The organism is Ciceribacter sp. RN22, assembly GCF_024054295.1.
Taxonomy (GTDB): Bacteria; Pseudomonadota; Alphaproteobacteria; order Rhizobiales; family Rhizobiaceae; genus Allorhizobium; species Allorhizobium lividum.
Map to the genome: position 1 here is coordinate 4,044 of NZ_JAMXLD010000016.1, position 461 is coordinate 4,504.

Annotated in this window: 1 protein-coding gene; it reads right to left on the bottom strand. The window is 63.8% G+C overall.

All coding sequences use genetic code 11. The features are described from left to right. Positions 1-155: 155 nt before the first annotated feature. A partial coding sequence (locus NHF53_RS22610) for a L,D-transpeptidase (protein WP_252836210.1) occupies positions 156-461 on the bottom strand: 306 nt, incomplete at its 5' end.

A 461-nucleotide genomic window follows, 5' to 3' on the forward strand; every position in this document is an offset into this window, starting at 1 on the left:
ACGTTCGGGTGCTTGCCGTAGTCTCTGGCGGCGCGCCGCACCGAGAAGCAGCCGAACCTTTCGTCGACCGTGCTGGCCGGCGCCAGCCGCCCCGCGAAAGTCCGGGTCCAGGTGATTTCCGTGATCAGGCCTTGTCCGTCGCTGGTCGGACGGGCCTATCCGACTACGATGGTCGCGCCGGCGCTGACCCGCTCATAGAGATCGACAATGTCCTGATTGATCATCCGGATGCAGCCGGAGGACATGGCCTGACCGATCGTCCACCACTCCGGGGAGCCGTGGATTCGGAAAAGCGTATCGATGCCGTCATGAAAGATATAGAGGGCTCGTGCGCCGAGTGGATTGGTTAGCCCGGGCGGCATCCCCGATCGGTACTTGACGAGGTCCGGCCGGCGCTGAATCATCTCTTCAGGCGGGGTCCAGACCGGCCACTTCTTCTTGTACTGGATACGGGCGCGGCC